At 67.5% G+C, this 21559-nt stretch carries 25 protein-coding genes and 1 tRNA gene; 6 read left to right on the plus strand and 20 right to left on the minus strand.

Annotated elements, in window-relative coordinates:
- Positions 1 to 6: 6 nt before the first annotated feature.
- The 5 genes from ssb to KF730_RS00370 all read right to left on the minus strand — a co-directional run bounded on the left by ssb (position 7) and on the right by KF730_RS00370 (position 4373).
- Positions 7 to 546, minus strand: coding sequence for a single-stranded DNA-binding protein (gene ssb / locus KF730_RS00350; protein WP_294091473.1), 540 nt, complete (start codon positions 544 to 546; stop codon positions 7 to 9).
- Between the two features lie 88 nt (positions 547 to 634).
- The gene (locus KF730_RS00355) at positions 635 to 2485 is read right to left on the minus strand and encodes a ferrous iron transporter B (protein WP_294091475.1); all 1851 of its coding nucleotides are present in this window, start codon (positions 2483 to 2485) and stop codon (positions 635 to 637) included.
- Positions 2482 to 2757, minus strand: a complete 276-nt coding sequence (locus KF730_RS00360) for a FeoA family protein (protein ID WP_294091476.1) — start codon at positions 2755 to 2757, stop codon at positions 2482 to 2484. Before KF730_RS00360 ends, KF730_RS00355 begins: the two co-directional genes overlap by 4 nt.
- 45 nt (positions 2758 to 2802) lie before the next feature.
- Positions 2803 to 3459: a COQ9 family protein gene (locus KF730_RS00365; RefSeq protein ID WP_294091477.1), complete on the minus strand. Its 657-nt coding sequence runs from the start codon at positions 3457 to 3459 to the stop codon at positions 2803 to 2805.
- Entirely contained in the window at positions 3459 to 4373 is a 915-nt protein-coding gene (locus KF730_RS00370; protein WP_294091478.1) for a DMT family transporter, read from the minus strand. The genes KF730_RS00365 and KF730_RS00370 overlap by 1 nt, the downstream gene beginning before the upstream one ends.
- A gap of 51 nt (positions 4374 to 4424) precedes the next feature.
- Between KF730_RS00370 and KF730_RS00375 the strand changes: the two genes are divergently transcribed.
- Positions 4425 to 5504 carry an alkene reductase gene (locus KF730_RS00375; protein WP_294091479.1) on the plus strand — a complete coding sequence of 360 codons (1080 nt, stop codon included), beginning with the start codon at positions 4425 to 4427 and terminating at the stop codon, positions 5502 to 5504.
- On the opposite strand, the gene KF730_RS00380 is transcribed toward KF730_RS00375, so the two are convergent.
- The 8 genes from KF730_RS00380 to KF730_RS00415 form a co-directional block, all read right to left on the minus strand.
- Complete coding sequence (locus KF730_RS00380; RefSeq protein ID WP_294091480.1) at positions 5483 to 5971, minus strand: hypothetical protein; 489 nt, start codon at positions 5969 to 5971, stop codon at positions 5483 to 5485. The two genes, KF730_RS00375 and KF730_RS00380, sit on opposite strands and share 22 nt — an antisense overlap.
- Positions 5972 to 5976: 5 nt before the next feature.
- Positions 5977 to 6396 carry a 6,7-dimethyl-8-ribityllumazine synthase gene (gene ribH, locus KF730_RS00385; RefSeq protein WP_294091481.1) on the minus strand — a complete coding sequence of 140 codons (420 nt, stop codon included), beginning with the start codon at positions 6394 to 6396 and terminating at the stop codon, positions 5977 to 5979.
- The gene (gene ribB / locus KF730_RS00390) at positions 6396 to 7532 is read right to left on the minus strand and encodes a 3,4-dihydroxy-2-butanone-4-phosphate synthase (protein WP_294091482.1); all 1137 of its coding nucleotides are present in this window, start codon (positions 7530 to 7532) and stop codon (positions 6396 to 6398) included. The genes ribH and ribB overlap by 1 nt, the downstream gene beginning before the upstream one ends.
- Complete coding sequence (locus KF730_RS00395) at positions 7519 to 8127, minus strand: riboflavin synthase (RefSeq protein WP_294091483.1); 609 nt, start codon at positions 8125 to 8127, stop codon at positions 7519 to 7521. The genes ribB and KF730_RS00395 overlap by 14 nt, the downstream gene beginning before the upstream one ends.
- A complete protein-coding gene (gene ribD, locus KF730_RS00400) occupies positions 8127 to 9050 on the minus strand; it encodes a bifunctional diaminohydroxyphosphoribosylaminopyrimidine deaminase/5-amino-6-(5-phosphoribosylamino)uracil reductase RibD (RefSeq protein WP_294095620.1) in 924 nt (307 codons plus the stop codon). The genes KF730_RS00395 and ribD overlap by 1 nt, the downstream gene beginning before the upstream one ends.
- Before the next feature lie 14 nt (positions 9051 to 9064).
- Positions 9065 to 9415, minus strand: a complete 351-nt coding sequence (locus KF730_RS00405) for a hypothetical protein (protein WP_294091484.1) — start codon at positions 9413 to 9415, stop codon at positions 9065 to 9067.
- A 73-nt stretch (positions 9416 to 9488) separates the two neighbouring features.
- Entirely contained in the window at positions 9489 to 10154 is a 666-nt protein-coding gene (locus KF730_RS00410; protein ID WP_294091485.1) for an energy transducer TonB, read from the minus strand.
- Between the two features lie 82 nt (positions 10155 to 10236).
- Entirely contained in the window at positions 10237 to 11565 is a 1329-nt protein-coding gene (locus KF730_RS00415) for a glutamate--tRNA ligase (protein WP_294091486.1), read from the minus strand.
- Between the two features lie 101 nt (positions 11566 to 11666).
- Here KF730_RS00415 and KF730_RS00420 point away from each other — a divergent pair, with 101 nt between their 5' ends.
- Complete coding sequence (locus KF730_RS00420) at positions 11667 to 12338, plus strand: glutathione S-transferase family protein (protein WP_294091487.1); 672 nt, start codon at positions 11667 to 11669, stop codon at positions 12336 to 12338.
- A gap of 137 nt (positions 12339 to 12475) precedes the next feature.
- The gene (locus KF730_RS00425; protein ID WP_294091488.1) at positions 12476 to 13090 is read left to right on the plus strand and encodes a YbhB/YbcL family Raf kinase inhibitor-like protein; all 615 of its coding nucleotides are present in this window, start codon (positions 12476 to 12478) and stop codon (positions 13088 to 13090) included.
- A 210-nt stretch (positions 13091 to 13300) separates the two neighbouring features.
- Here KF730_RS00425 and KF730_RS00430 read toward each other — a convergent pair whose 3' ends face one another.
- The 4 genes from KF730_RS00430 to KF730_RS00445 form a co-directional block, all read right to left on the minus strand.
- Positions 13301 to 14134, minus strand: coding sequence for an SDR family oxidoreductase (locus tag KF730_RS00430; RefSeq protein ID WP_294095623.1), 834 nt, complete (start codon positions 14132 to 14134; stop codon positions 13301 to 13303).
- Between the two features lie 505 nt (positions 14135 to 14639).
- Positions 14640 to 15665, minus strand: coding sequence for a GGDEF domain-containing protein (locus KF730_RS00435; RefSeq protein ID WP_294091489.1), 1026 nt, complete (start codon positions 15663 to 15665; stop codon positions 14640 to 14642).
- A gap of 120 nt (positions 15666 to 15785) precedes the next feature.
- Positions 15786 to 16340, minus strand: a complete 555-nt coding sequence (locus KF730_RS00440; RefSeq protein WP_294091490.1) for a peroxiredoxin — start codon at positions 16338 to 16340, stop codon at positions 15786 to 15788.
- 51 nt (positions 16341 to 16391) lie between these two features.
- Positions 16392 to 17450, minus strand: coding sequence for a phospholipase A (locus KF730_RS00445; RefSeq protein WP_294091491.1), 1059 nt, complete (start codon positions 17448 to 17450; stop codon positions 16392 to 16394).
- A 66-nt stretch (positions 17451 to 17516) separates the two neighbouring features.
- Between KF730_RS00445 and hisN the strand changes: the two genes are divergently transcribed.
- Complete coding sequence (gene hisN, locus KF730_RS00450) at positions 17517 to 18299, plus strand: histidinol-phosphatase (protein WP_294091493.1); 783 nt, start codon at positions 17517 to 17519, stop codon at positions 18297 to 18299.
- Positions 18300 to 18368: 69 nt separating this feature from the next.
- On the opposite strand, the gene KF730_RS00455 is transcribed toward hisN, so the two are convergent.
- A complete protein-coding gene (locus tag KF730_RS00455; protein WP_294091494.1) occupies positions 18369 to 18839 on the minus strand; it encodes a DUF6456 domain-containing protein in 471 nt (156 codons plus the stop codon).
- Between the two features lie 91 nt (positions 18840 to 18930).
- Here KF730_RS00455 and KF730_RS00460 point away from each other — a divergent pair, with 91 nt between their 5' ends.
- On the plus strand, positions 18931 to 19494 hold the full coding sequence (locus KF730_RS00460; RefSeq protein WP_294091495.1) for a helix-turn-helix transcriptional regulator: 564 nt from the start codon (positions 18931 to 18933) through the stop codon (positions 19492 to 19494).
- 61 nt (positions 19495 to 19555) lie between these two features.
- Positions 19556 to 19918: a hypothetical protein gene (locus KF730_RS00465; protein ID WP_294091496.1), complete on the plus strand. Its 363-nt coding sequence runs from the start codon at positions 19556 to 19558 to the stop codon at positions 19916 to 19918.
- Positions 19919 to 19989: 71 nt separating this feature from the next.
- Here the strand turns inward: KF730_RS00465 and KF730_RS00470 are convergent.
- Both KF730_RS00470 and KF730_RS00475 read right to left on the minus strand, forming a co-directional pair.
- Positions 19990 to 20065: transfer RNA gene (locus KF730_RS00470), tRNA-Val, on the minus strand.
- A 533-nt stretch (positions 20066 to 20598) separates the two neighbouring features.
- A complete protein-coding gene (locus KF730_RS00475; RefSeq protein ID WP_294091497.1) occupies positions 20599 to 21531 on the minus strand; it encodes a hypothetical protein in 933 nt (310 codons plus the stop codon).
- Positions 21532 to 21559 lie beyond the last annotated feature (28 nt).

Below are 21559 nucleotides of genomic sequence, written 5' to 3' on the forward strand. Positions count from 1 at the left end.
TCCAGTTTAGAACGGAACGTCGTCGTCGAGATCGTCGGGGAAGCCGCCGCCGAAATTGCCGCCGCTCTTCTGTCCGCCGCTGTTGAAATTGCCGCCACCGCCGCGGCTCGACGACTGGCCGGCGAAATCGTCGCCGCCGCCCCAATCGTCACCGCCGCCTGCGCTGCGCCCGCCACCTTGGCCACCGCCACCGGGCGCGCCGTCGAGCATCGTCAGCACCGAATTGAAGCCTTGCAGCACGATCTCGGTCGAATATTTCTCGACGCCGGCCTGATCGGTCCATTTCCGGGTCTGCAGCGCGCCTTCGATATAGACCTTGCTGCCCTTGCGCAGATAGCGCTCGGCAACGTTGGCAAGGCCCTCGTTGAAGATCGCGACCGAATGCCATTCGGTCTTTTCCTTGCGCTCGCCGGTGTTGCGGTCCTTCCAGCTTTCGCTGGTGGCGATGCGCAGGTTGACCACTTTGCCGCCATTCTGGAAGCTGCGCGATTCGGGGTCGCGGCCGAGATTGCCGACGAGAATGACTTTGTTGACGCTGCCCGCCATGAACTGTCTCGCTTGTAAAAGAATCTGGAGGAACGGCTAACCCGCGCGGCGGCGTCGGGCAACCGACCACCTCCAAAAACTGTGGACGCTACAGCCCCAGCGCCACCGCGCTCCAATAGGTGATCCCGGCCGCGATATAGGCCAGCGTGAAGAGATAGCCGATCATGAAGGCCGGCCACCGCCAGCCATTGGTCTCGCGCCGCGTCACCGCGATCGTCGAGATGCATTGCGGCGCGAACACGAACCATATCAGGAATGCCAGCGCGGTCGGCAGGCTCCAGCGCGCGCGCAGATTGTCGCGGATCGTCTGTTGCCCGGCATCGCCCTCGGGATCGTCGACGGCATAGACGGTGCCGATCGCCGCCACCGCGACTTCGCGCGCCGCCATCGCCGGGATAAGCGCCAGCGCGATGTCGCGGTTGAAGCCGATCGGCTTGACGACGACCTCGATCCCGTTGGCGACGCGCCCGGCCACCGAATAATCGACCTGGCTCACGCCCTCGGGCGCCTTCGGAAAGCTGAGCAACGCCCACAATATGATGGTGGTGACGAGGATGATCGAGCCGGCCCGCTTGAGGAAGATCGCGGCGCGCTGCCACAGTCCCAGCAGCACGTCGCGCAGCCGCGGCAGCTGGTACTTCGGCATTTCCATCATGAAGCCGCTGGTCGCGCCCTTGGTCACCGTCCGGCGCAGGAAGAACGCCGCGCAGAACGCGCCGATGATCCCGAAGATATAGAGCCCGAACAGCACCAGCCCCTGCAGCCCGATTCCGGGCCCCACCGCGCGATCGGGAATCATCGCGCCGATGATGATCGTATAGACCGGCAATCGCGCCGAGCAGGTGGTCAGCGGCGCGATCAGGATGGTGGTCAGCCGCTCCTTCTCGTCGCTGATCGTCCGCGTCGCCATGATCCCCGGCACCGCGCAGGCGAAGCTGGAGAGCAAGGGGATGAACGCCCGCCCCGACAGGCCGACACTCGCCATCACCCGGTCCATCAGAAACGCGGCGCGGACCATATAGCCGCTCGCCTCCAGCACGAGGATGAAGCCGAACAGGATCAGGATCTGCGGCAGGAACACCACCACCGCGCCGACGCCGGCGATCACGCCATCGACGACGAGCGACTCGATGAACCCGGCGGGCAATATCTCGCTGGCCCTTGCCGCCAGCCACGCCATCCCGCTCTCGATCCAGCCGATCGGCGCTTCGGACCAGGCGAACACCGCCTGGAACATCACGAACATCAGTGCGAGCAGCAATGCCGTGCCTAACACCGGATGCAGCGCGATCGAATCGATCCGGTGCGTCCAGCGGCGACCGGCGGTTTCCGAGATCGTCGCGGCGAGCGCGATCTGGCGGGCGCGGCGCTGGAGCACGACGATCTCGTGCTGCACGCCCGGCCCCGGCCGCACCGTGTGCACACCGGTCACGACTTCGCCGAGCCGCGTCTTGAGTTCCTCCAGACCGCGCTTGCGAACCGCCACGGTCGCCACCACCGGCACGCCGAGCTCGCGCTCGAGCGCCGCCGGATCGAGCTCAAGCCCGTCGCGCCTCGCCAGATCGATCATGTTGAGCGCCACCACGATCGGCAGCCCCAAGGCGATCAGCTGCAGGGCGAAACGCAGATGGTTGTCGAGGTTCGAGGCATCGACCACCACCACGATCGCATCGGGCAGCCGCTCGCCGTCCTGCCGCCCGACCAGCACGTCGCGCGTCACCTGCTCGTCGGGGCTGGAAGGATCGAGGCTATAGGCGCCGGGCAGGTCGAGCAGCTCGATCGGCCGCCCGTCCGGCAAAGTCAGCCGTCCGGCATGCCGCTCGACGGTGACGCCGGGATAGTTGCCGACCTTCTGGCGCGCGCCGGTCAACGCGTTGAACAGCGCGCTTTTGCCGGCATTGGGGTTGCCGACCAGCGCAACCAGCGGTGTCTGGCTCATGCCGGGTTCGGCTGCACGTGGATCGCCGCCGCGACATGGCGGCGCAGCGCGACGGTCATCCGTCCGATTCGCGCCGCGACCGGCCCCTGCCCGAGCAGTCCCGAGCGATGCAGCAATTCGACCTCGACGCCTTCATCGAGCCCCAGCTCGCGCAGCCGCCGCGCTTCGGGTTCGCTCAGCGCGTGCCAATCGACCGCCGAGACGGTGCCGGGATGCAGGCGGGCAAGCTGGGCAAGGCGCGTGGGCGGGGGAATCGTCGCGGGGGCATTCATGATGCGAGTGATTATCAATAACGCGTGGCCAGCGCTAGTGGCGCGTCACACCGCCGGATACCGCAGCCGCCCGATGAAGCGCGAGATGCTGAAATGATGGTCGGCGGGCCTCAGCCACCGCGCCTTGGCCTTCTCGAAGCGCATGATCCCGTCGATACGCCGCGACAGGAAGGCGCGGGTTTCGGCGAAATCCTCGCTCTCATCGTCGAGGAACACGGTGATCGTCGCCGCATAGACGGCGCTGAGAATGCCGCGCTTGGTGTAATGATTATAGTCGGTCGCGGTGTCGCCGGCGGCGCGCCACATCACATCGGCCGAGCGCCAGCCGAGCCGCGCGGCGCGCGCGGCATTCTGCGGCAGCGTCAGCACCGCCAGCGCGCGGCGCAGCGATTCGCGGTTGGGCGCGACCAGTTCGAGCCGGGTCTCGATCAGGGCCGCGATCCGTTCGCGGATCTTCATCGCGCCCAGTTTCTCAGGTGTCAGCCGCGCCAGCATCGCGCCGTCGATGCTGGCGAACCACGCATCGATCATCGCCACCGGCCCGTCCGAAAAGGCCAGCCGCGCGACATCCTTGTCGACGCCCATGCCCTCGGCGGCCATGTCGAGGGCCGAGAAATTCCAGCCGTCGAACGCGGCGTTTGCCGCCAGCGCGGGCGCAAGCGCGAAGCGCAGTTCGTCGAGGGTGGCGTCGGCCAGATCCATCAGGCCGATTTAGGCTTCTCGTCCGCGGAAGCAACCTCGCTGCTCCGCACCAGCACCAACGCCGCCGCGACCAGCACCGCGCCGATCATGTCCGCGGTCGCCAGCCGCTCGTCATAAACCGCCCAGCCGAGTGCCGCGGCCACCACCGGCTGGATCAGCAGCCCGATCCCGATCACCAGCGGCGAGAGGTGCCCCAATGCGAAGATCATGCAGCCTTGCCCGATCAGCTGGCTGACCAGCGCGAGGATGATCACCGGCCCCCAGTTTCCCGGGATCACCGTCTCGCCCATCGCCAGCGCGAGGATCAGCAGCGGCGGGATCGTCGCGATAGAGGAAACCGCCAGCGCCGGGATCGGCGCCAGGCGTTCGCGTGCCCGCGCCATGAACACGAAATAGACCGCATAGAGTGCGCCGGCGAGCAGGCACAGCAGGTCGCCGGTGAGGTTGTCCGCCGAAAGGCTCGCCGAACGCCCGAGCAGCAGCCCCGCGCCGATCGCGGCGAGCAGCAGCGCCAGCCCCTGCAACCGGGTCGGCCACATCCGCGCGGCGAAGAAACCGTAGATCGGGAAGATCAAGGTCGCCGAGTTGCCGAACAGCGTCGAATTGGCCAGCGTGGTGTGGTGGATGCCGATGTGCCAGCTCGCCAGATCGGCGGCGAAGGCGACCCCGGCGATCATCAGCACGCCCCATAAACCCCGCGACGACGCCACCGGCTTGGCGCCCATCGCCACCGCGATCGCCAGCAGCACCGGCGTCGCCAGCGCGATCCGCCAGAAGCCCGCCGCCACCGGCCCGACATCGGCCATCCGCACGAACAGCGGCCCCGAAGCCAGCGCCATATTGGCGACGACCAGCGCCGCGACCGCCCGGCTTTTCACCGGCGTAGTTTTTGTTGAAGATGCGGCCTGATGCATGCCGCCCTCTAGCGCCCTATCTCGCCCACGTCACAGATTGAAAGATTGCCGATGCCCAACCTGTTCGATCCGATCCAGCTTGGCGATGTCGCCGCGCCCAACCGCATATTGATGTCGCCGCTGACCCGTGGCCGTGGCACCCGCGCGCATGTGCCGACGCCAATCATGGCCGATTATTACGCCCAGCGCGCCGCCGCCGGGCTGATCATTTCCGAAGGCACCGGCATCAGCCGCGAGGGGCTTGGCTGGCCCTATGCGCCGGGTTTGTGGACCGACGAGCAGGTCGAAGGCTGGAAGCCGGTGACCGATGCGGTCCATGCCGCCGGCGGCCGCATCTTCGCCCAGCTCTGGCACATGGGCCGCATCGTCCACCCCTCGTTCCTGGACGGCGCCGCGCCGCTCTCCGCTTCGGCGACCACCGCGCCGCACACCGCCCACACCTATGACGGCAAGCAGCCCTATGCCGAGGCGCGTGCCGCGACCCTCGACGATATCGCCCGCACCCTCGACGATTATTCGCTGGCCGCCCGCAATGCGATCCGCGCCGGGTTCGACGGCGTCCAGCTCCACGCCGCCAATGGCTATCTGATCGACCAGTTCCTCCGCGACAATTCGAACCTGCGCGACGATGATTATGGCGGCCCGCCGGAAAACCGCGCACGTCTGCTTCGCGAAGTGGTCGCCCGCCTGATCGCCGAGGCCGGCGCCGGCCGCACCGCGGTGCGCTTCTCGCCCAATGGCGATACCCAGGGCGTGTTCGATAGCGATCCCGAATCGGTGTTCGTCCCCGCCGCCAAATGGCTGGGTGACCAGAACATCGCCTTTCTCGAACTGCGCGAACAGGCGCCCGACGGCACCTTCGGCAGGTCCGATCAGCCGCGCGTCTCGCCGGCGATCCGCGAGGTGTTCAGGCAGCCGCTGATCCTCAATCAGGATTACACGCTGGCGCGGGCGCAGGAGGAAGTCGCCTCGGGCCATGCCGACGGCATCGCCTTCGGCCGCGCCTTCCTCGCCAATCCCGATCTGGTCGAGCGCCTGCGTGCCGACGCCCCGCTCAACGCCCCCGATATCGCCACCTTCTACACCCGGGGGCCGGAGGGTTATGTCGATTATCCGCGGTTCGGCGGCTGATTGAGTTCGTCGAGGAACTGGGTCGCGGCGCTGCGCATGCCTTTCCGCGTGCCGTCGTTGAAGGCGATGAACGGCACGATGAACAGCAGGGGCCAGAACAGGAAGGCCATCACCGCGAGGATGAACAAAATCACGAAGGCGATGATGCGCAGGCCCTTCAGCTTCTCTTCGCCTTGCGGGGTCACGACGATCTGGCGCGGCCCCTTGGTGTCGTACCAGTCCTTGGTCTGAAGCAGGCGTTGCCCGCGCTGATCGATCTTGGGCGCGCGGAGCGCCCCGACCGGTGACGGTCTCTCGCGGCGCGCCGCCTTGAGCGCGTCGCGCGCCGCCAGGGCATCGCGCTGCGGCGCGCGCTCGGCGGGGGCGGGGCGCGACGGGGTCACCGCCGCATTGCCGTTCCAGGTGTCGATGACCTCCAGCCGCCGGCCGCGCTCGATCACCTTGTAGCGGGTGCCGGGCGCGTCCATGCCGCTCAGCCGAACTTGCTCTGGAGCGCGAGCATCGCCAGCGCCGCTTCGGCGGCCTCGCCGCCCTTGTTCTTCTCGCTCGGCCGCGCCCGCGCCAGCGCCTGGGCTTCGTTCTCGACCGTCAGGATGCCGTTGCCAATTGCCACCCCGTCCATCGACAGCGCCATCAGCCCGCGCGCGCTTTCGCCGGCGACGATCTCGAAATGATAGGTCTCGCCGCGGATCACCACGCCCAGGGCGACATAGGCGTCATAGCGCCCGCTCTCGGCGGCCAGCGCCACCGCGCCGGGAATCTCCAGCGCGCCGGGGACGGTCACGACTTCGAAGCCGTGCCCGGCTTTCTTGATCGCGGCGGTCGCGCCTTCGAGAAGCAGGTCGTTGAGGTGCGCGTAGAAACGCGCCTCGACGATAAGGATATTGGCCATCAGGCGGCTCCGTCGATCGCACGCTCGCCGACGATCGACAGGCCATAGCCGTCGAGCCCGACCAGCGTGTGGTGGGTATTGGTGAGCAGCACCATGTCGCGCACGCCCAGTTCGGTGAGGATCGTCGCGCCGACGCCATAGTCGCGCAACTCGTCCATATCGCCCTGCGGCAATTCGCCCGAGCGCGCCTGCAGCGAGACGGTGAACTTGTCGGGCCGGGCATGGCTGAGCAGCACGACGACGCCCGCGCCTTCCTTGCCGATCATCTCCATCGAGCGCCGCAGCAGTCCGCCCCTCGCGCCGCCCTCGCCGAAGATATCGCTGAACGGCGACAGCGCATGCATCCGCACCAGCACCGGCTGGGCGGGATCGACCTTGCCCTTGACCAGCGCGACCTGTTCGCTCTCGGTCGCCTTGTTCCAGAAGGTGATCGCGGTCCATTCGCCGCCCCATTCGCTGGTGAAGCGGGTTTCGGCGCGCTTCTCGACGAGATGGTCCTTGCGGCGGCGATAGGCGATCAGGTCGCGGATCGTCCCGATCTTGAGGTTGTGGAACTGCGCGAACGAGACGAGATCGTCCATCCGCGCCATCGTCCCGTCCTCGTTCATGATCTCGCAGATCACGCCCGAGGGATTGAGCCCGGCCAGCCGCGCGACATCGACTGCCGCCTCGGTATGGCCGGCGCGGACGAGCACGCCGCCGTCGCGCGCGACCAGTGGGAAGACATGGCCGGGCGTGACGATCTCGTCCTTGCCCTTGGCGGCGTCGATCGCGACCGAGACGGTGCGCGCGCGGTCGGCGGCGGAGATGCCGGTGGTGACGCCGTCGCGCGCCTCGATCGAAACGGTGAAGGCGGTTTCGTGCCGGGTGCCGTTGTTGCGGCTCATCAGCGTGAGGCCAAGCTGATCGACCCGGTCCTTGGTCATCGCCAGGCAGATCAGCCCGCGGCCATATTTGGCCATGAAGTTGATCGCGTCCGGCGTCGCCATCTGCGCGGGGATGATCAGGTCGCCTTCATTCTCGCGATCCTCGTCATCGACGAGGATGAACATCCGGCCGTTGCGCGCCTCGTCGATGATCTCCTCGGGCGAGGACAGGAAGGCGTGCTTCAGACGCGCCAATTCAGCTTTTGCCACGAAGGGCCTCCATGCGCTGCAGATAGCGGGCGAGCACGTCGATCTCGATATTCACGGCCTGGCCTTCGGCGAGCGTGTCGAACGTGGTCACCGCTGCGGTGTGCGGGATGATGTTGAGGTCGAATTCGAAGCCGGCGGCGGTATCGCGCACGGCGTTGACGGTCAGCGAGACGCCGTCGATCGTCACCGAACCCTTGGGCGCCACGAACGGCGCGAGCGCGTGCCCCGCGGCGATGACGACATGGTGCGATCCGCCGACCTCGCTGATGCTGGCGACGGTGCCGATGCCATCGACATGGCCGGTGACGATATGCCCGCCCAGTTCGTCGCCGAGCCTGAGCGCGCGTTCGAGGTTGAGGCGGCGCCCGGCGGTCCACATGCCCGTCGCGGTGCGCGACACGGTCTCGCCCGATACGTCGAAGGCGAGCCAGCCCGGCCCCTTGTCGACCACCGTCAGGCACACGCCCGAGCAGGCGACCGACGCGCCGAGATCGATGGTGGCGGTGTCATAGCTGGTCGAGACCCTGACGCGCAGGTCGCCCTGGGTGCCGGTGGCTTCGATGGTGCCGATGTCGGTGACGATTCCGGTGAACATTATGCGCTCGCGTAGACCTCAAGCCGGTCGCTGCCAAGCTGGCGCGCATCGGTCAGCATCCAGCGGCCATGCGCATCGGCGAGCTGGCCGAGCCCGATATCGCCGAGCGCCGCCTTGCCGGCACCGAGCAGGATCGGCGCGCGGTAGAGCAGGAGCCGGTCGACCAGCCCCGCGCGCAGGAACGACGCCGCGGTCGCCGCACCGCCCTCTACGAGCAGGTGATCGCCCGCGATTCCGGCGATATCGCCAGGCGTCTTGATGCCGCCGCCGCTCGAAAGCACCAGCACCTCGGGCGCGCGCGCCTCCAGCCCCGGCAACCGCACGTCGAGTCTCGGCGAATCGGCATCCCATGTTCCCCGCCCGACCAGAATCGCCTCATGCCGTGCCCGCTCCAGATGCGCATGGGCGCGCGCTTCCGGACCGGTGATCCATTTGCTCTCCCCCGATGCCAGCGCGATCCGTCCGTCGAGCGAGGTCGCCAGCTTGAGCGTCACATGCGGACGGCCCTTGGCGCGCCGGGTCAGGAACCCGGCCATCGCCTGCCGCGCCTGCGCCGCGCCGACGCCTTCGGTCACTTCCACGCCCGCCGCGTGCAGCCGTGCCGCGCCCGCGCCACTGGTGCGCGGATCGGGATCGCCGAGCGCGATCACCACGCGCGCCACCCCCGCCGCGATCAGCAAGTCCGAACAGGCCGGGCCGCGTTCGGATTGATGCGCGCACGGCTCCAGCGTCACATAGGCCGCCGCCCCGCGCGCCGTATCGCCCGCCTGGGCGAGCGCCATCGCCTCGGCATGCGGCCGCCCGCCCGGCTGGGTCCAGCCGCGCCCGATCACGCGGCCTTCGTTCACGATCACGCAGCCGACATTGGGATTGGGCGCGGTCCGCCCGCGTCCGCGCTCCGACAGCGCGCACGCCGCCGCCATCCAGCGCGGGTCGGTCAGATCCCCCACGATTTCAGCTTGTCGTCGATCTTCTTGAATTCCTGTCGCCTTTTCTCCCGGGCGTCCTCGATCACCTTCTTGCGCGCCAGCTCGGCGGGCAGATCCTTCTTCTGCTGGGCTACGATCTCGGCATCGGTGCGGTTGGCGGCATAGTCCTGCACATAGATGATCTCGGGCTCGATATAGGGCTTCTCGACATTGGTATCGCGCGCGAACACCAGGATCACCGTCCAGGTGATGGCGACCGACAGCGCCAGAAAGGCGACCTCATAGGGTTTGCGCGAACGCAGATAGCCGCGAAGGTCGCGAAAGGCGCGCAGCGGCGAGAAGCGGGAGAACATGCTCATTGCCGGCGAAGATAGGGATGCGGGAGCCCGGGAGCCAGCCCCCGCATCCGTGTCGCCTTGCGGTGCTGGCCCCTCAGGCGTTGCTGAGTTCGAAGCGCACGCTCATCGTCTTCCAGCTTTCCTGTGGCACGCCGCCGCGCGTCGCCGGCTTGAAGCGCCATTTGCTCAGCGCCTGGCGCTTGGTCGCCTCGAAGAAGGCGGCGCTGGTCGCGCTGACCTGTTCGACCGCCTTCACCCGCCCATCGGTGCCGATCAGCACCCGCACCGCGACCTTGCCGTCACGTTGGGCGCGCAATTCCTGCGCCGGATATTCGGGCTGATAGTCGCGGGCGAAACGCGGGTCCTGCTGCGCGCCGATCAGCGGCGGCAGCGGCGCGGGCGGTTCGGCGATCGTCGGGCCCGGCCCCGGCGCCACGAGCGGCCCGGTGGGTGGCGGATCGAGCGGGAGCACATCGGTGCCTTGCATCTGGGGCTGCTGCGGCTGCGGGATCGGCGGTGTCGGGATAAAGATGTCAGGCTGGCGCGCCTGTGGCTGGGTCTCGGGCTTGATCTCGGGCTCGGGCGGCGGCGGCACCGGGTCCTTGATGTTGACGAGCGTCATCGGCCCATCCAGCTTCTTGGGAATGATGTTGGGCACGAAGGACATCAGCCCGGCGATCAGCAGCCCGCTGATCGCGAGCGAGCCGCCCAGGCTGACCGAGCGCGGGGTACGGGGAACGTAGCGGGTATCGGCATACATGGCGTTGCACTCCATCTCCACCGCCGGTCACTGCCGGCTTCAGTGATGATACAACATTACATGAAGCGGGTAAATAGTTCCCTCATGCTGCGCGTGCCAGGCGCTCCAGGGCACGATCCTTGCCGATCAGCGGCAACAAGGCGGCCATGTCCGGCCCATGATCGCGTCCGGTCAGCGCGAGTCGCAGCGGCAGGAACAGCGTCCGGCCCTTGCGTCCGGTCGCTTCCTTGAGCGCGCCGGTCAGCTGCGCCCATGGCTCGGCCGACCAGTCGATCCCGGCCGCCGCCTTCGCCGCCTCATCCAGAAACGCGCGATCCTCCTCGGCGATCGCCGCCGTCACCGGCCCTTCGATCACCGACCACCAATCCCCGGCTTCGGCGATGGTGGAAAGGTTCGGACGGATCACCTCCCACGCCGCCGCCGTCATCCCCTCGGGCAGGCGCGCCCGTACCGCGCCGAATTCAAGCTGGTGGACGATCTTGGCGTTGAGCGCGGCCAGCTCGGCCTCGTCGAACCGCGCCGGCGCCCGCCCGAACCGGGCGAAGTCGAAACCGGCGATCAGCGGCGCGGAGTCGGTGAACGGCTCGACGGGGTCGCTGGTCCCCAGCCGCCCGAGCAGCGCCGCCAAGGCCTGCGACTCGATGCCTGCGTCGCGGAAATGCTCCACCCCCAGCGATCCGAGCCGCTTGGAAAGCTTGCCTTCATTGCCGGTCAGCAGCGCCTCGTGCGCGAAACGCGGCGGCTCGGCGCCCAAAGCCGCGAACATCTGCAGCTGGCTGGCGGTGTTCGAAACATGGTCCTCGCCGCGCACGACATGGCTGACGCCCATGTCGATATCGTCGATCACGGAGGGCAGCAGATACAGCCATGAGCCATCGGCGCGCCGCACCACCGGATCGCTCATCGTCGCGGGATCGAAGCGCTGGGCCCCGCGCACCAGATCGTCCCATTCGATTCCGCTCGCATCGAGCCGGAAGCGCCAGTGCGGCTGCACGCCCCCGGCCTCCAGCCTGGCGCGATCGGCATCGCCCAGCGCCAGCGCGGCCCGATCATAGATCGGCGGCAGTCCGCGCCCGAGCAGCACCTTGCGCTTGAGCTCCAGCTCCTGCGCGGTCTCATACGCCGGATAGACCCGCCCCGCCGCGATCAGTTCGGCAAAGCGCGCTTCATAGCGATCGAACCGCGCCGACTGCCGCGTCTCGCTGTCCGGGTTCAGCCCCATCCAGGCGAGATCGGCGCGGATCGCCGCGACGAAGCGCTCCTCCGAGCGCGCCGTGTCGGTATCGTCGATCCGCAGCAGGAAGCGGCCGCCATGCGCCTTGGCGAACAGCCAGTTGTGCAGCGCCGTCCGGAGATTGCCGACATGCAGCGTGCCGGTCGGGCTTGGGGCGAAGCGGGTGATCACGGTCATGCGCGGGCCTTATGCGGGCACGGGCGCGGCGGCAATGATCGGGAGATTTTCACCGGCGGGCGCGCTTGCCGCCGCCGCCGCTACGGGCGTAAGGCGAATGCATGTGGCAGCTTTACCAATTCCCGCTCTGTCCGTTCTCGCGGAAGGTCCGGCTCCTGCTCGGCGAAAAGGGCGTGGGTTATGAGCCGGTGCGCGAATCGCCGTGGCAGCGCCGCGACGAATTCCTCGATCTGAACCCGACCGGCCAGGTGCCGGTGATGGTCGATACCGAGCGTGGCGTGACGCTGATCGATTCGGCGGTGATCTGCGAATTCTTCGAAGAGACCGTCGGCAAGCAGGCGATGCTCAACGGCACCGCCACCGATCGCGCCGAGATCCGCCGCCTCGCCATCTGGTTCGACACCAATTTCTATGCCGAGATCACCGCGCCCCTGCTCCACGAGCGGATGATCAAGCGCCTCGTCTACAAGGAAACGCCCGACGCCAAGGCGCTGCGCGAGGCGATGAAGGCCGCGGTCGCGCATCTCGATTACATCGATTACCTCCTCGATCACCGCACCTGGCTGGCTGGGGCTACGATGAGTCTCGCCGATCTCGCGGCGGCGGCGCACATCTCGATCGCCGACTATCTCGGCGGGATCGACTGGAAGAGCCACGACCAGGCCAAGGGCTGGTACATCCGCATGAAGAGCAGGCCCAGCTTCCGCCCTTTATTGAGTGAGCGGATGGAGGGTATCCCCCCACCCGCGGATTATGAGAAGCTCGATCTCTAGGCCCTCTGCGCTCCTGCGAAAGCAGGAGCCCAGGGTTGGAGAGGTTGTGGTTTTTTGACTCTGGGGCCCTGCTTTCGCAGGAGCGCGGGCGGGAGCGTTGGAGCGCTTCATCCGTTCTCTCGCCCAAGGAGAGGCGCATGCTCGAACATATCCCCCATTGGCTCGGCAGCGCGCTCAAGGGCTTCCGCGCCGGCGTCGGCAAATTGACGATCGTCCAGCCGCAGCTCGGCAGCTTCGCGACGCTGCACCTAGCCAGCTCCGCCTTCGCCAATGGCGCGCGCCTGCCCGAGCGGTTCACCGCCGATGGCGCGGGGGTCTCACCACCCTTGTTCTGGACCGGCCTGCCCGAAGGCACTGCGCGGCTGGCGCTGATCGTCGAGGATCCCGACGCGCCTTCCCCGCAGCCGCTTGTCCATGCCCTGGTCTGGGACCTGCCGCCCGAGGGCGACCTCAAGGAAGGCGCGATCGTCAGCGATGGCGCCGGGAGCGACGACGGCGGCGATGTCGGGCGCAACAGCTTCCTCGGCGAAGGCTGGCTTCCGCCCGATCCGCCGACCGGGCATGGCGAGCATGCTTACGCCTTTCAGCTGTTCGCGCTCGCCGACGGCCCCGACCTGCCCGAAAGCCCTGGCCGCGCCGCTTTGATCGAGGCGATGGCCGGCCGCGTCCTCGCCGCCGGGCTGCTCACCGGCACCTATTCGCGCGGGGAGGGCGCACCCATCGGCCCGGTCGGCAGCGCGGCGCTCGCCTGACCGCTTGCAATGTAGGATTTGGCCTGCTTGGCTCCCGCGGTCGGCAATGCCGCCCGCTCTTTGAAATCGTCGGTCCGAGAACAAGCAAGGGCGGTGCGAAGATTGGCGCCGCGCGCATAGCAGCCAACCCCATGGGCAGTGCGACCATTGGGACCATCCGCGAATGTTTAGTCCCCCAAAAAGACTAAACTTCCTCAACATTCGCGGCGCTCAGCCGTTGACCACCGTCCCGCCATTCGGGTGCAGAACCTGCCCGGACATATAGCTCGAATCCTCGCAGGCGAGGAACAGGAAGGCTGGCGCGACTTCGTTGGGCTGGCCCGGCCGCCCCATCGGTGTGTTCTCGCCAAAACTCGCCAGCTTCTCCTTGCTCGCCCCGCCCATCGGATTGAGCGGCGTCCAGATCGGCCCGGGCGCGACCGCGTTCACGCGGATGCCCTTCTCGATCAGATTTTCGGAGAGGCTGCGGGTGAAGGCCGTGATCGCCCCCTTGGTCGATGAGTAGTCGAGCAGCTCCTTCGATCCCTGATACATGGTGATCGAGGTGCAGTTGACGATCGCGGCGCCCTTTTTCAGGTGCGGCATCGCCGCCTGGGTCAGGAAGAACATCCCGAAGATGTTGGTCTGGAAGGTGCGCTTGAGCTGCTGCTCGGTGATGTCGGTGATCTCCTTGTCGGGATGCTGCTCGCCGGCATTGTTCACCAGCACGTCGATGCGCCCGAATTTGTCGATCACCTGCGCAACCGCCGAGTCGCAAAATGCCTTGTCGCCGATATCGCCGGCGATCGTGATCGCCTCACGGCCTTCCTGGCGCACCACATCGGCGGTCATGGCGGCATCGTCATGCTCGCACAGATAGAGAATCGCGATATCGGCGCCTTCGCGGGCATAGAGCGCCGCGATCGCCCGGCCGATGCCGCTGTCGGCGCCGGTGATCACCGCGACCTTGCCGGTCAGGCGGCCGGAGCCGGGATAGCGGGGTTCCCATTCGGGCTTGGGCTCGAGCGCGCTTTCATGTCCCGGCAGCGCGTCCTCGTGGATCATGTCGATCGTATCGGTGTCGCTCACAGGCAAGCTCCTTTGTCTGGCTTGCTGGAGGTAACCTGTTGCGGAAGCGGGAGTTCCGTGGATGCAGGGTCAGCCGATCACGGCCGAACCCTGCATGCTGCCGGCGATGATGGCCGCGGTGACCGCGAATGACATCACGCCGATCAGTAAGCTGCGAACCATGCGTTCTTCTCCCTCAGGCGAAAGGCGCGATGGCGCCGGAGAAGACGACGAGGCCGGCGGTGAAGAGCACCGCGCTGAAGACGGCGGCGGTGTGCTGGAACGAGTCGAGACGGGCGGTCATTGGGTTTACTCCCTGGTGTTCGGCGCGTCCGGACCATCCGGCGACCGATACAGGAAGTATTGCAGGGGGCGTGCCAACCCAACTAAGCCATTGATATTACGTAAGTCGCGTAACAATCTGTCGCGCTGTTGGGAAATTTCGCACCATGGAATGGTGGATTTCACTAATTAAAAGCGGACAGCGGGTGTCCGTTTTCGGTCAGTCGGTGCGCAGGCAATTCCGGCCGGCGCTCTTGGCCGCATAGAGCAGCTGGTCGGCGCGCTTGAACAGGCTGTGATAGCTGTCCTCGCCGGTCGCGAGCGTGATCCCGGCGGAGAAGGTGACCGCGCCGAGCGGCGCATCGTCCTCGCGCAGACGATACTGTCTGGTCGCGACGGTCGCGCGGGCGGTATCGAGCGTGGCACGGGCCGTTTCAAGATCGACGCCGGCGAACAGCACCGCGAACTCCTCGCCACCGTAGCGCGCCACCAGGTGCCCCTTGCAAGAAGTCGAGAGCGCCTCGGCGATGGCCTTGAGGACGCGGTCGCCCACGGCATGGCCGAAACGGTCGTTGACCGATTTGAAGTGATCGATGTCGCACACCGCCAGGCAGATATTCTCGCCGGTCGCGGCCTGCGCGGCATAGGCCTCCTCGAACGCACGGCGGTTGGGCAGATCGGTCAGCGGGTCGCGGCGGGCATTGTCGCGCGCTTCCTCAAGCTTCTTGCGCAGGTCGCTCGCTTCGCGAGTCGCCGAATCGAGGCGCTCCTCGGCGGAGCGGACGCGTTCGAGCATCGCCGCAGTGATCCGCGCGATCTCGCTGATATCGCCGGTGGCCGAGCGCTGCATCTCCTCGGCGCTGGCGGCGAGATCGCGGCCAAAGCCTTCGGTCTCGGCGCGGATCGCCGTCACCATGTCCTCAAAGCCCTCGACCTGCATCTGGGTCTGGGCGACCAGGCCGTCGGCCTTCTGCGCCGCGGCCTTGACGGCATTGCCCGCGACCGGCTTGGCATCGACGCCGAGGGTCTCGACGTCGCGCTGGGTCAGGCGGACGCCGCCATCGGTGAGCGCGGCGACCGCGCGGGCCAGCGGACCATCGGGATCGGCGAGCAGATGATAGGCAAAGGCATAATTGGCCGGGTCGGGATCCAGCCGCTGCTCGACCAGGAAATTTCCGATTCGGCTATACAGACGGCGCGCGGGATCTTCCCCACCTGCTCCCCGTATAGCGTTCGCCACGGCCATGCTGCCCCTATCCCCACTAACCTCGCCGGCTCACAGTAGCGCGCGGCAATGCATCGGGAATGTTACGTAAAGGCGAGTTGCTAACATCCGGTATGCAAAGGTTGCCGATAAGTGAAGGTATCAGCCTTTCCGGTGGGCTTTTCTGTACTCGCGGACCTTGGCCAGCGTCAGCTTGATATGATCGGCGGGGTTCATATCGGTATGGGCGAGAATGATCTTGCCGTTCGGCGCGATCACGAAACTGGTGCGGCTGGTGATGGTGGTCGCGGTGCCGTCGGGCTTCTTGAGCAGGACGTCATAGTCCTTGATCACCTTGGGCGACGCCGCGGCGACCGCGAACTTGCCCGAGCAGTAACGCGTGTCGCTGGAGAATTCGACGATCCGCTCGACCGCGCCGGCCGTCATCCCGATCACCGTCGCGCCGGCTCTGTCGAAATCGGGCATAGCTTCGGCAAAGGCATGGGCTTCGGCATTGCAGCCCGCGGTGAAGGCGGCGGGGAAGAAATAGAGCACCACGGGCCCCTTCCTCAGCGCCGCCTTGAGGTCCACCTTGAACGGCTTGCCGGCCAGCGCACCGTCGGCGACGAACGCGGGCGCGATCTTGCCCGGCGCGAGCGCGGCGGTGGCGGGCATCGAAAGCGCGACGGCGGCGGCGGCGAACAGGAACGGGCGCATGGGCAAGTCTCCTAATGTCCGTATTTTCATAAGCGCGGGCGGCGCTGCTGTCTAACGGGTGAGTGCGATGCCGATCCGGGCATGGCTGGTGCGGCGGCGATAATCGTCGAGCGCTTCGCCATAGCCGGTAAAGGCCTGGCCGAAGACATAGAAGCCAAGCCCGCCGCCGATGCGGGTAAGCGGATAGGAGGCGAAGAGCTCCGCCGCGCCCTTGCCGGTCTCGAAATTGCCGCGCCCGGTCAGCGACAGCTTGAACCCGTCCTTCTGGCCGATCGCCGCGGTGAGCGACGTATAGCCGAACGTGTCGCGCAGGCCCGGCGCGGCGCTCTTCCTGCCGGTGTAGAACCATGCCATCGGCGCGACATCGAGCCGCCAGTCGCCGCCCAGGTCGAAGGATTTCTCAACCCGCGCGAAGATGCGGTTGACGTCGATCGAGCCCATTGTCCCGCGCCCGTTCGAATCGTGGCGATAGCCGAGCGCGACCTTGCTGGTCTCGTCGAGGGGAATGTCGGCATAGACTTCGGGGCTGTAATTGGTGGCACGGAATGGTCCCGAAGGCCGGTCGAGCGCCCAGAACATCGTCTGGGTATAGGCGAAGCGGAGATTGCCGAGCTTGAGCGGCGCGTCCTGATCGAAGGGACGGAAGGCGAAGCTGACCTGGAGCTTGCCGCCGGCATCGCCGGTGCCGAACACGCCATAGGTCGGCTCGTGCGGCTCGAAGCGGTCGGTGAACGCGGCCGAGCTGCCGGCCGCGCTCTGCACCACGGTCTCGCTCGCCGGCACGTCGGCGGCGGGATGCGCCTCGCCCGGCGGCACCGCCTTGCCGGCGATATGAACCGGTACATAGCGCGCCTTGGCGAAGCCGCCGGGCGCGACCGTGCGGATCGGGCCGGGCGCGCGTTCGAGCACCAGCCGGGTGCCGTCGACCGCGGTGACCTCGATCTCGCGCGGGCCGGCGTCGCTGACCGCGGCATCGCCTTCGTTGATCAGGAACACCTCGACGCCGCGCAGCGCCTCGGCCTCCGAAGCGGGCTGGGCGGGGACGGCGCGAAGCTGCGCGGCGGCGGGCGTGGCGGCGAGCAGGCCGAGGGCGAGGAGGAGCAGTCGCATGGCGCGATTGGGTGACAGCAGCTTAGCCGCTTGGCGAGTCGAAATGTGCAGGGTAGGGCGGCGCCCATGCCCGTCTCCCAAGCCGATATCGCCCTCGCCGAACGACTCGCCGATGCGGCGGGCGCGGCGATCCGTCCGTACTTCCGCGCCGAGCACGGACTGGAGGCGAAGGACGATCTGTCGCCGGTGACGCTGGCCGACCGCGCCGCCGAGGAAGCGATGCGCAAATTGCTGATCGCCGAGGCCCCCGCCGACGGGATCGTCGGCGAGGAATTCGGGGTGCGCGAAGGCGCCAGCAAGCGGCAATGGGTGCTCGATCCGATCGACGGCACCCGCGCCTTCATCGCCGGCCGTCCGATCTTCGGGACGCTGATCGCGTTGATCGAGGATGGCTGGCCGCTGCTCGGGATCATCGACCAGCCGATCACCAGGGAGCGCTGGCTGGGGGTAATGGGCCATACGACCCTGTTCAACGGCGAGCCCGCCGCCACCCGCCGCTGCCGCGACCTCAAGCAGGCGATCCTCGCCACCACCTCGCCCGCCTGCTTCCACGACGACGAACTCCACGCCTTCGAGCATCTCGACGGCGCGGTGATGAGCGTGGTGCTGGGCGGCGACTGCTATAATTATGGCTGCGTCGCCAGCGGCTGGATGGACATTGTCGTCGAGGCCAATCTCAAGCTCCACGACTTCGCCGCGCTGGTGCCGATCGTCGAGGGCGCGGGCGGACGGATGTGCGACTGGCAGGGCGATCCGCTTCATGCCGGCAGCAACGGCCAGGTGATCGCCGCCGGCGATCCGGCGCGGATCGACGATATCCTCGAGGCGCTGGCCTGTCGCGGGCACTGAATTCGCGCGAATGTCGAGGCCGCGAATGTTGAGGAAGTTTAGTGTTTTCGGGGTACTAAACATTCGCCTTCAGCCCAGTCCATAGTGGCTGGCGACCCGGTCTAGCGCCAGGCACAGCACCAGCTTGCCGGCCCGGCTCGGCCAGCCCAGCGCCTTCTCCGCCGCGACCATGCCTTCGCCCGCGCAGACCACGCGCCAGAGGATATCGGCGAGCCCCGGACCCGCCGCGGCGATCGCGGCATCGAAGCGGCGCTTGGCGGCGATCTGGGCAAGGGTTGGGTCGAGTCCCGCCGAGGGGCCGCGGCGCGGGGCGCGCGGGGTCACTTCCCAGCACATCGTGACGCGGGCGCCGAGCGCGGCGGTCTCATAATCGCCGCGCAACCGCTCGCCTGCTTCGAACTGGCGGGCATCGACATGTCCGCGCGCGCGCAGCCAGCCGAGCGGCGATTCGGTGAGATTGACGGTGACGGTGCGCCGCCCGCGCGCGCTGCCGCGCACCACCCGCCCATGATCGATCTCCCGCTCCGCCAGTTCGCGCATGCCGCTTCTCCCGATTGCCGATGTCCGGGGTCTTGCCATGACGGCACATCTGTAGGACAGAGAAAAACCAAGCTGGTTAGGAGCGCGCGCCATGATCACCGCAATCCGCGAAGTTCGCCGGGCCAAGGGGCTGACCCTCGACGATGTCGCGCAGCGCTGCGCCCCGCCGACCACCGCGCAGACGATCGGCCGGCTCGAGACCGGCACGCGAACGGTTTCGGTCGGCTGGCTCAACCGCATCGCCGCCGCGCTTGAGGTCGATGCCGCCGATCTGGTGCGCCTGCCCGACCGGCCGGAAATCGCGGTTGCCGCGGTGCTCGACGGCAATGGCGCGCAGGCGCCGCGCCGGGCGGCGAATGTGGTGCCGCCGCGCGGCGAGCCGGGGCTGATCGCGGTGACGGTCAGCGGCGGGATCGGCGACTATCGCGCGGGCGACGAGATCTGGTGCGCGCGCCTGGCGCCCGAGGAGTTCGCCAGCGCGCTCAACCGCGACGTGCTGGTGCCGCGCCCGGCCGGGCGCTTCATGTTCGGGCGGCTGATCGGGCGCGAGGAAGGCAAGCTGCACCTGCTGCCGCTGGGCGCCGGCGCGCGCCAGCAGGTGATCGCCGACCCCGCCTGGATCGCGCGCGCGGTGCGATTGGTGCGGGCGCTGTAAGAAGACTTGCCGAAATGCGCGGATAGGCGCAGTTTCGGCTTTCGCAGGAGGGTATGCGATGATGAGATTGGCTGTAACGGCAGCCGCTGTGATGATGATCGCGGCGCCGGCTTTCGCGGATGACTGGGACTTCATCCTGATCAACAATAGCGGCAAGGGCATCAAGACCGTCGAGCTGGCGCCGACCGGCACGACCGATTGGCAGGCCAACAAGGTCGATCCCGAGATGAAGCGCGAACCGATCACCAAGGCGGGCGGACGGATGACCGTGCATTTCGACAAGGGCGCGACGTGCAAATATGACGTCAAGCTAACCTTCGCCGACGATAGCGCGTCGACCTGGACGGGCATCAACATCTGCGACAATTCGTTCGTCACGGTGAAATACAACGCCGCGGGGGCGCCCATCTTCACCGCGAACTAGCGGGATATCCGGCCGGGCCCGCCGTCGCGGATGCCATGGCGGGCAGCCTTCACGCCTCTTGCGTCTTAGGCTGGTGGGCGCTGACGGGCTCGAACCGCCGACCCTCTCGGTGTAAACGAGATGCTCTACCAACTGAGCTAAGCGCCCGCAGCCGCGGCGATGCCAAAGAGTGCGCTGCGGGGCAAGGGGTTTGGAAGTATCGCCTCCCACAACTGGCCATGGAACGGTTGTCCATGGCTGGTTAGCTGCTTTTGGGATCGACGGCCAAAACCTCGAAGCGCGCAACCTCTGTCGACCCCATGGCCCGAGCAAGTTCGCGACCATCGTAGCCGGGCTGGGCCTCCAGCCACGCCACGAAACCGTCCAGTCCGGCCGCCTCCAGCGGGAATAGACAGGTTGGGTCAGGTTCGCTTGCGTAGAGCGGGAAGACGACGTCCGCGCCCCACGGACCGCTATCGTCCGTAGCGACGACAAACCCGGGTCAGCTCACGAAGGGCCACCTTTCGCTCGTCGCCTTGGCCGTCGCTCGTTACGATGTCCCCGCCGTTGAAGCCGACGCTCCACTGAGCCAGTGGCGATGCGCGCATGAACCCCTTGCGTAACCAGCCAAGCATGATGCGCCCCGTGTCCGCTATCGAGCCGTAAGCGGCTGCCGGCGTAATGGCCGGGGCCGGGGTCCCTCAAACCAGCGCCAGCCCCGCGCGCTTCACGGCGCTGATATAGGCGCGCATCCCGTCGGCGCCCTTCGGGCTGAGCCCGATATAGGCGCGGCGGCGGTCGCTGGGATCGGCCTGGCGCTCGAACAGGCCATTGTCGTGCATCGTGCCGATCCAGCGCAGCGCCGTGGTCGGCGGCACCGCGGCGGCGATGCACAGGCTCGATACCGAAACCAGCCGCTGCTCGAGCCTAGCGGCGAACAGATCGAGCAGCATGTCCCAGGCGGGGTCGGCGAACAGATCGGCGTCGAAGATCTGGGCGCGCATCCGCCGGGCGCGGATCACCGCGCGAATCTCGTGGGCGCTGGTTTCGGCGGGCGCGTCGTCCGCCGGGCCGCGATACTGGTTGCCCGGATCGCGGACGCCGTGCCGCTCGCCATCCTCGCCGCGCGTGAGCCGGGCCAGCGTCTCGGCGATCCGCGCGACTTCCTCGTTCAGCCGCTGCAGCCGCACCGATTCGGCCTCACGGCTGACATCGTGGAGCGTGGCGACGCCGCGATGACGGACGGCGGCGCGGGCGAGCGCGATCGCCGACAGTCGCTCGGCCAGATTCGGCTCGCACAGCAGATGGCTGTGGGGGCCGAGCAGATGGATGGCGCTGTCGAGCTGCCCGGCGGTCATTGCGACCAAAATGGACGTATGTTGCCGGCGGGCCACGGCATCGGCACGGGCGAGTATCTCGTCGAGCAAGCCGGCGGGAGCGCCTGCCGCTTCGATCAGGACCAGATCGAGCGCGGGTGCATCGAGATACGCCCCGGCCCCGGCGAAATCGGCCTGACTACGGAGCCTTACGCCCGCCAGTCGCAACGCTTCGACGGCGTCGCGGGGCGCGCCCTCGGCGATCAGCAGCGCGTTGGTATCGGTCGCATAGGAGTCGGTTTCGTCGATCGTCCGCATCGCTTGTCCGCTCTCGGTTCATCATCTG

The sequence above is a fragment of the Sphingomonas sp. genome, assembly GCF_019635515.1.
GTDB lineage: Bacteria > Pseudomonadota > Alphaproteobacteria > Sphingomonadales > Sphingomonadaceae > Sphingomonas.

Excerpts from the sequence above, each read along its gene's own strand:
- KF730_RS00460 (WP_294091495.1), top strand. The coding sequence starts at position 18,931 with ATGATCACCGCAATCCGCGAAGTTCGCCGGGCCAAGGGGCTGACCCTC.
- KF730_RS00430 (WP_294095623.1), bottom strand. The coding sequence starts at position 14,134 with ATGATCCACGAGGACGCGCTGCCGGGACATGAAAGCGCGCTCGAGCCC.
- KF730_RS00365 (WP_294091477.1), bottom strand. The coding sequence starts at position 3,459 with ATGGATCTGGCCGACGCCACCCTCGACGAACTGCGCTTCGCGCTTGCG.
- ribH (WP_294091481.1), bottom strand. The coding sequence starts at position 6,396 with ATGGCCAATATCCTTATCGTCGAGGCGCGTTTCTACGCGCACCTCAAC.
- KF730_RS00455 (WP_294091494.1), bottom strand. The coding sequence starts at position 18,839 with ATGCGCGAACTGGCGGAGCGGGAGATCGATCATGGGCGGGTGGTGCGC.
- KF730_RS00420 (WP_294091487.1), top strand. The coding sequence starts at position 11,667 with ATGTGGCAGCTTTACCAATTCCCGCTCTGTCCGTTCTCGCGGAAGGTC.
- KF730_RS00440 (WP_294091490.1), bottom strand. The coding sequence starts at position 16,340 with ATGCGCCCGTTCCTGTTCGCCGCCGCCGCCGTCGCGCTTTCGATGCCC.
- KF730_RS00410 (WP_294091485.1), bottom strand. The coding sequence starts at position 10,154 with ATGTATGCCGATACCCGCTACGTTCCCCGTACCCCGCGCTCGGTCAGC.
- KF730_RS00380 (WP_294091480.1), bottom strand. The coding sequence starts at position 5,971 with ATGGACGCGCCCGGCACCCGCTACAAGGTGATCGAGCGCGGCCGGCGG.
- KF730_RS00415 (WP_294091486.1), bottom strand. The coding sequence starts at position 11,565 with ATGACCGTGATCACCCGCTTCGCCCCAAGCCCGACCGGCACGCTGCAT.
- KF730_RS00435 (WP_294091489.1), bottom strand. The coding sequence starts at position 15,665 with ATGGCCGTGGCGAACGCTATACGGGGAGCAGGTGGGGAAGATCCCGCG.
- KF730_RS00355 (WP_294091475.1), bottom strand. The coding sequence starts at position 2,485 with ATGAGCCAGACACCGCTGGTTGCGCTGGTCGGCAACCCCAATGCCGGC.
- hisN (WP_294091493.1), top strand. The coding sequence starts at position 17,517 with ATGCCCGTCTCCCAAGCCGATATCGCCCTCGCCGAACGACTCGCCGAT.
- KF730_RS00445 (WP_294091491.1), bottom strand. The coding sequence starts at position 17,450 with ATGCGACTGCTCCTCCTCGCCCTCGGCCTGCTCGCCGCCACGCCCGCC.
- ribD (WP_294095620.1), bottom strand. The coding sequence starts at position 9,050 with ATGGCGGCGGCGTGCGCGCTGTCGGAGCGCGGACGCGGGCGGACCGCG.
- KF730_RS00375 (WP_294091479.1), top strand. The coding sequence starts at position 4,425 with ATGCCCAACCTGTTCGATCCGATCCAGCTTGGCGATGTCGCCGCGCCC.
- KF730_RS00360 (WP_294091476.1), bottom strand. The coding sequence starts at position 2,757 with ATGAATGCCCCCGCGACGATTCCCCCGCCCACGCGCCTTGCCCAGCTT.
- KF730_RS00370 (WP_294091478.1), bottom strand. The coding sequence starts at position 4,373 with ATGCATCAGGCCGCATCTTCAACAAAAACTACGCCGGTGAAAAGCCGG.
- KF730_RS00425 (WP_294091488.1), top strand. The coding sequence starts at position 12,476 with ATGCTCGAACATATCCCCCATTGGCTCGGCAGCGCGCTCAAGGGCTTC.
- ssb (WP_294091473.1), bottom strand. The coding sequence starts at position 546 with ATGGCGGGCAGCGTCAACAAAGTCATTCTCGTCGGCAATCTCGGCCGC.
- KF730_RS00475 (WP_294091497.1), bottom strand. The coding sequence starts at position 21,531 with ATGCGGACGATCGACGAAACCGACTCCTATGCGACCGATACCAACGCG.
- KF730_RS00465 (WP_294091496.1), top strand. The coding sequence starts at position 19,556 with ATGAGATTGGCTGTAACGGCAGCCGCTGTGATGATGATCGCGGCGCCG.
- KF730_RS00395 (WP_294091483.1), bottom strand. The coding sequence starts at position 8,127 with ATGTTCACCGGAATCGTCACCGACATCGGCACCATCGAAGCCACCGGC.
- KF730_RS00405 (WP_294091484.1), bottom strand. The coding sequence starts at position 9,415 with ATGAGCATGTTCTCCCGCTTCTCGCCGCTGCGCGCCTTTCGCGACCTT.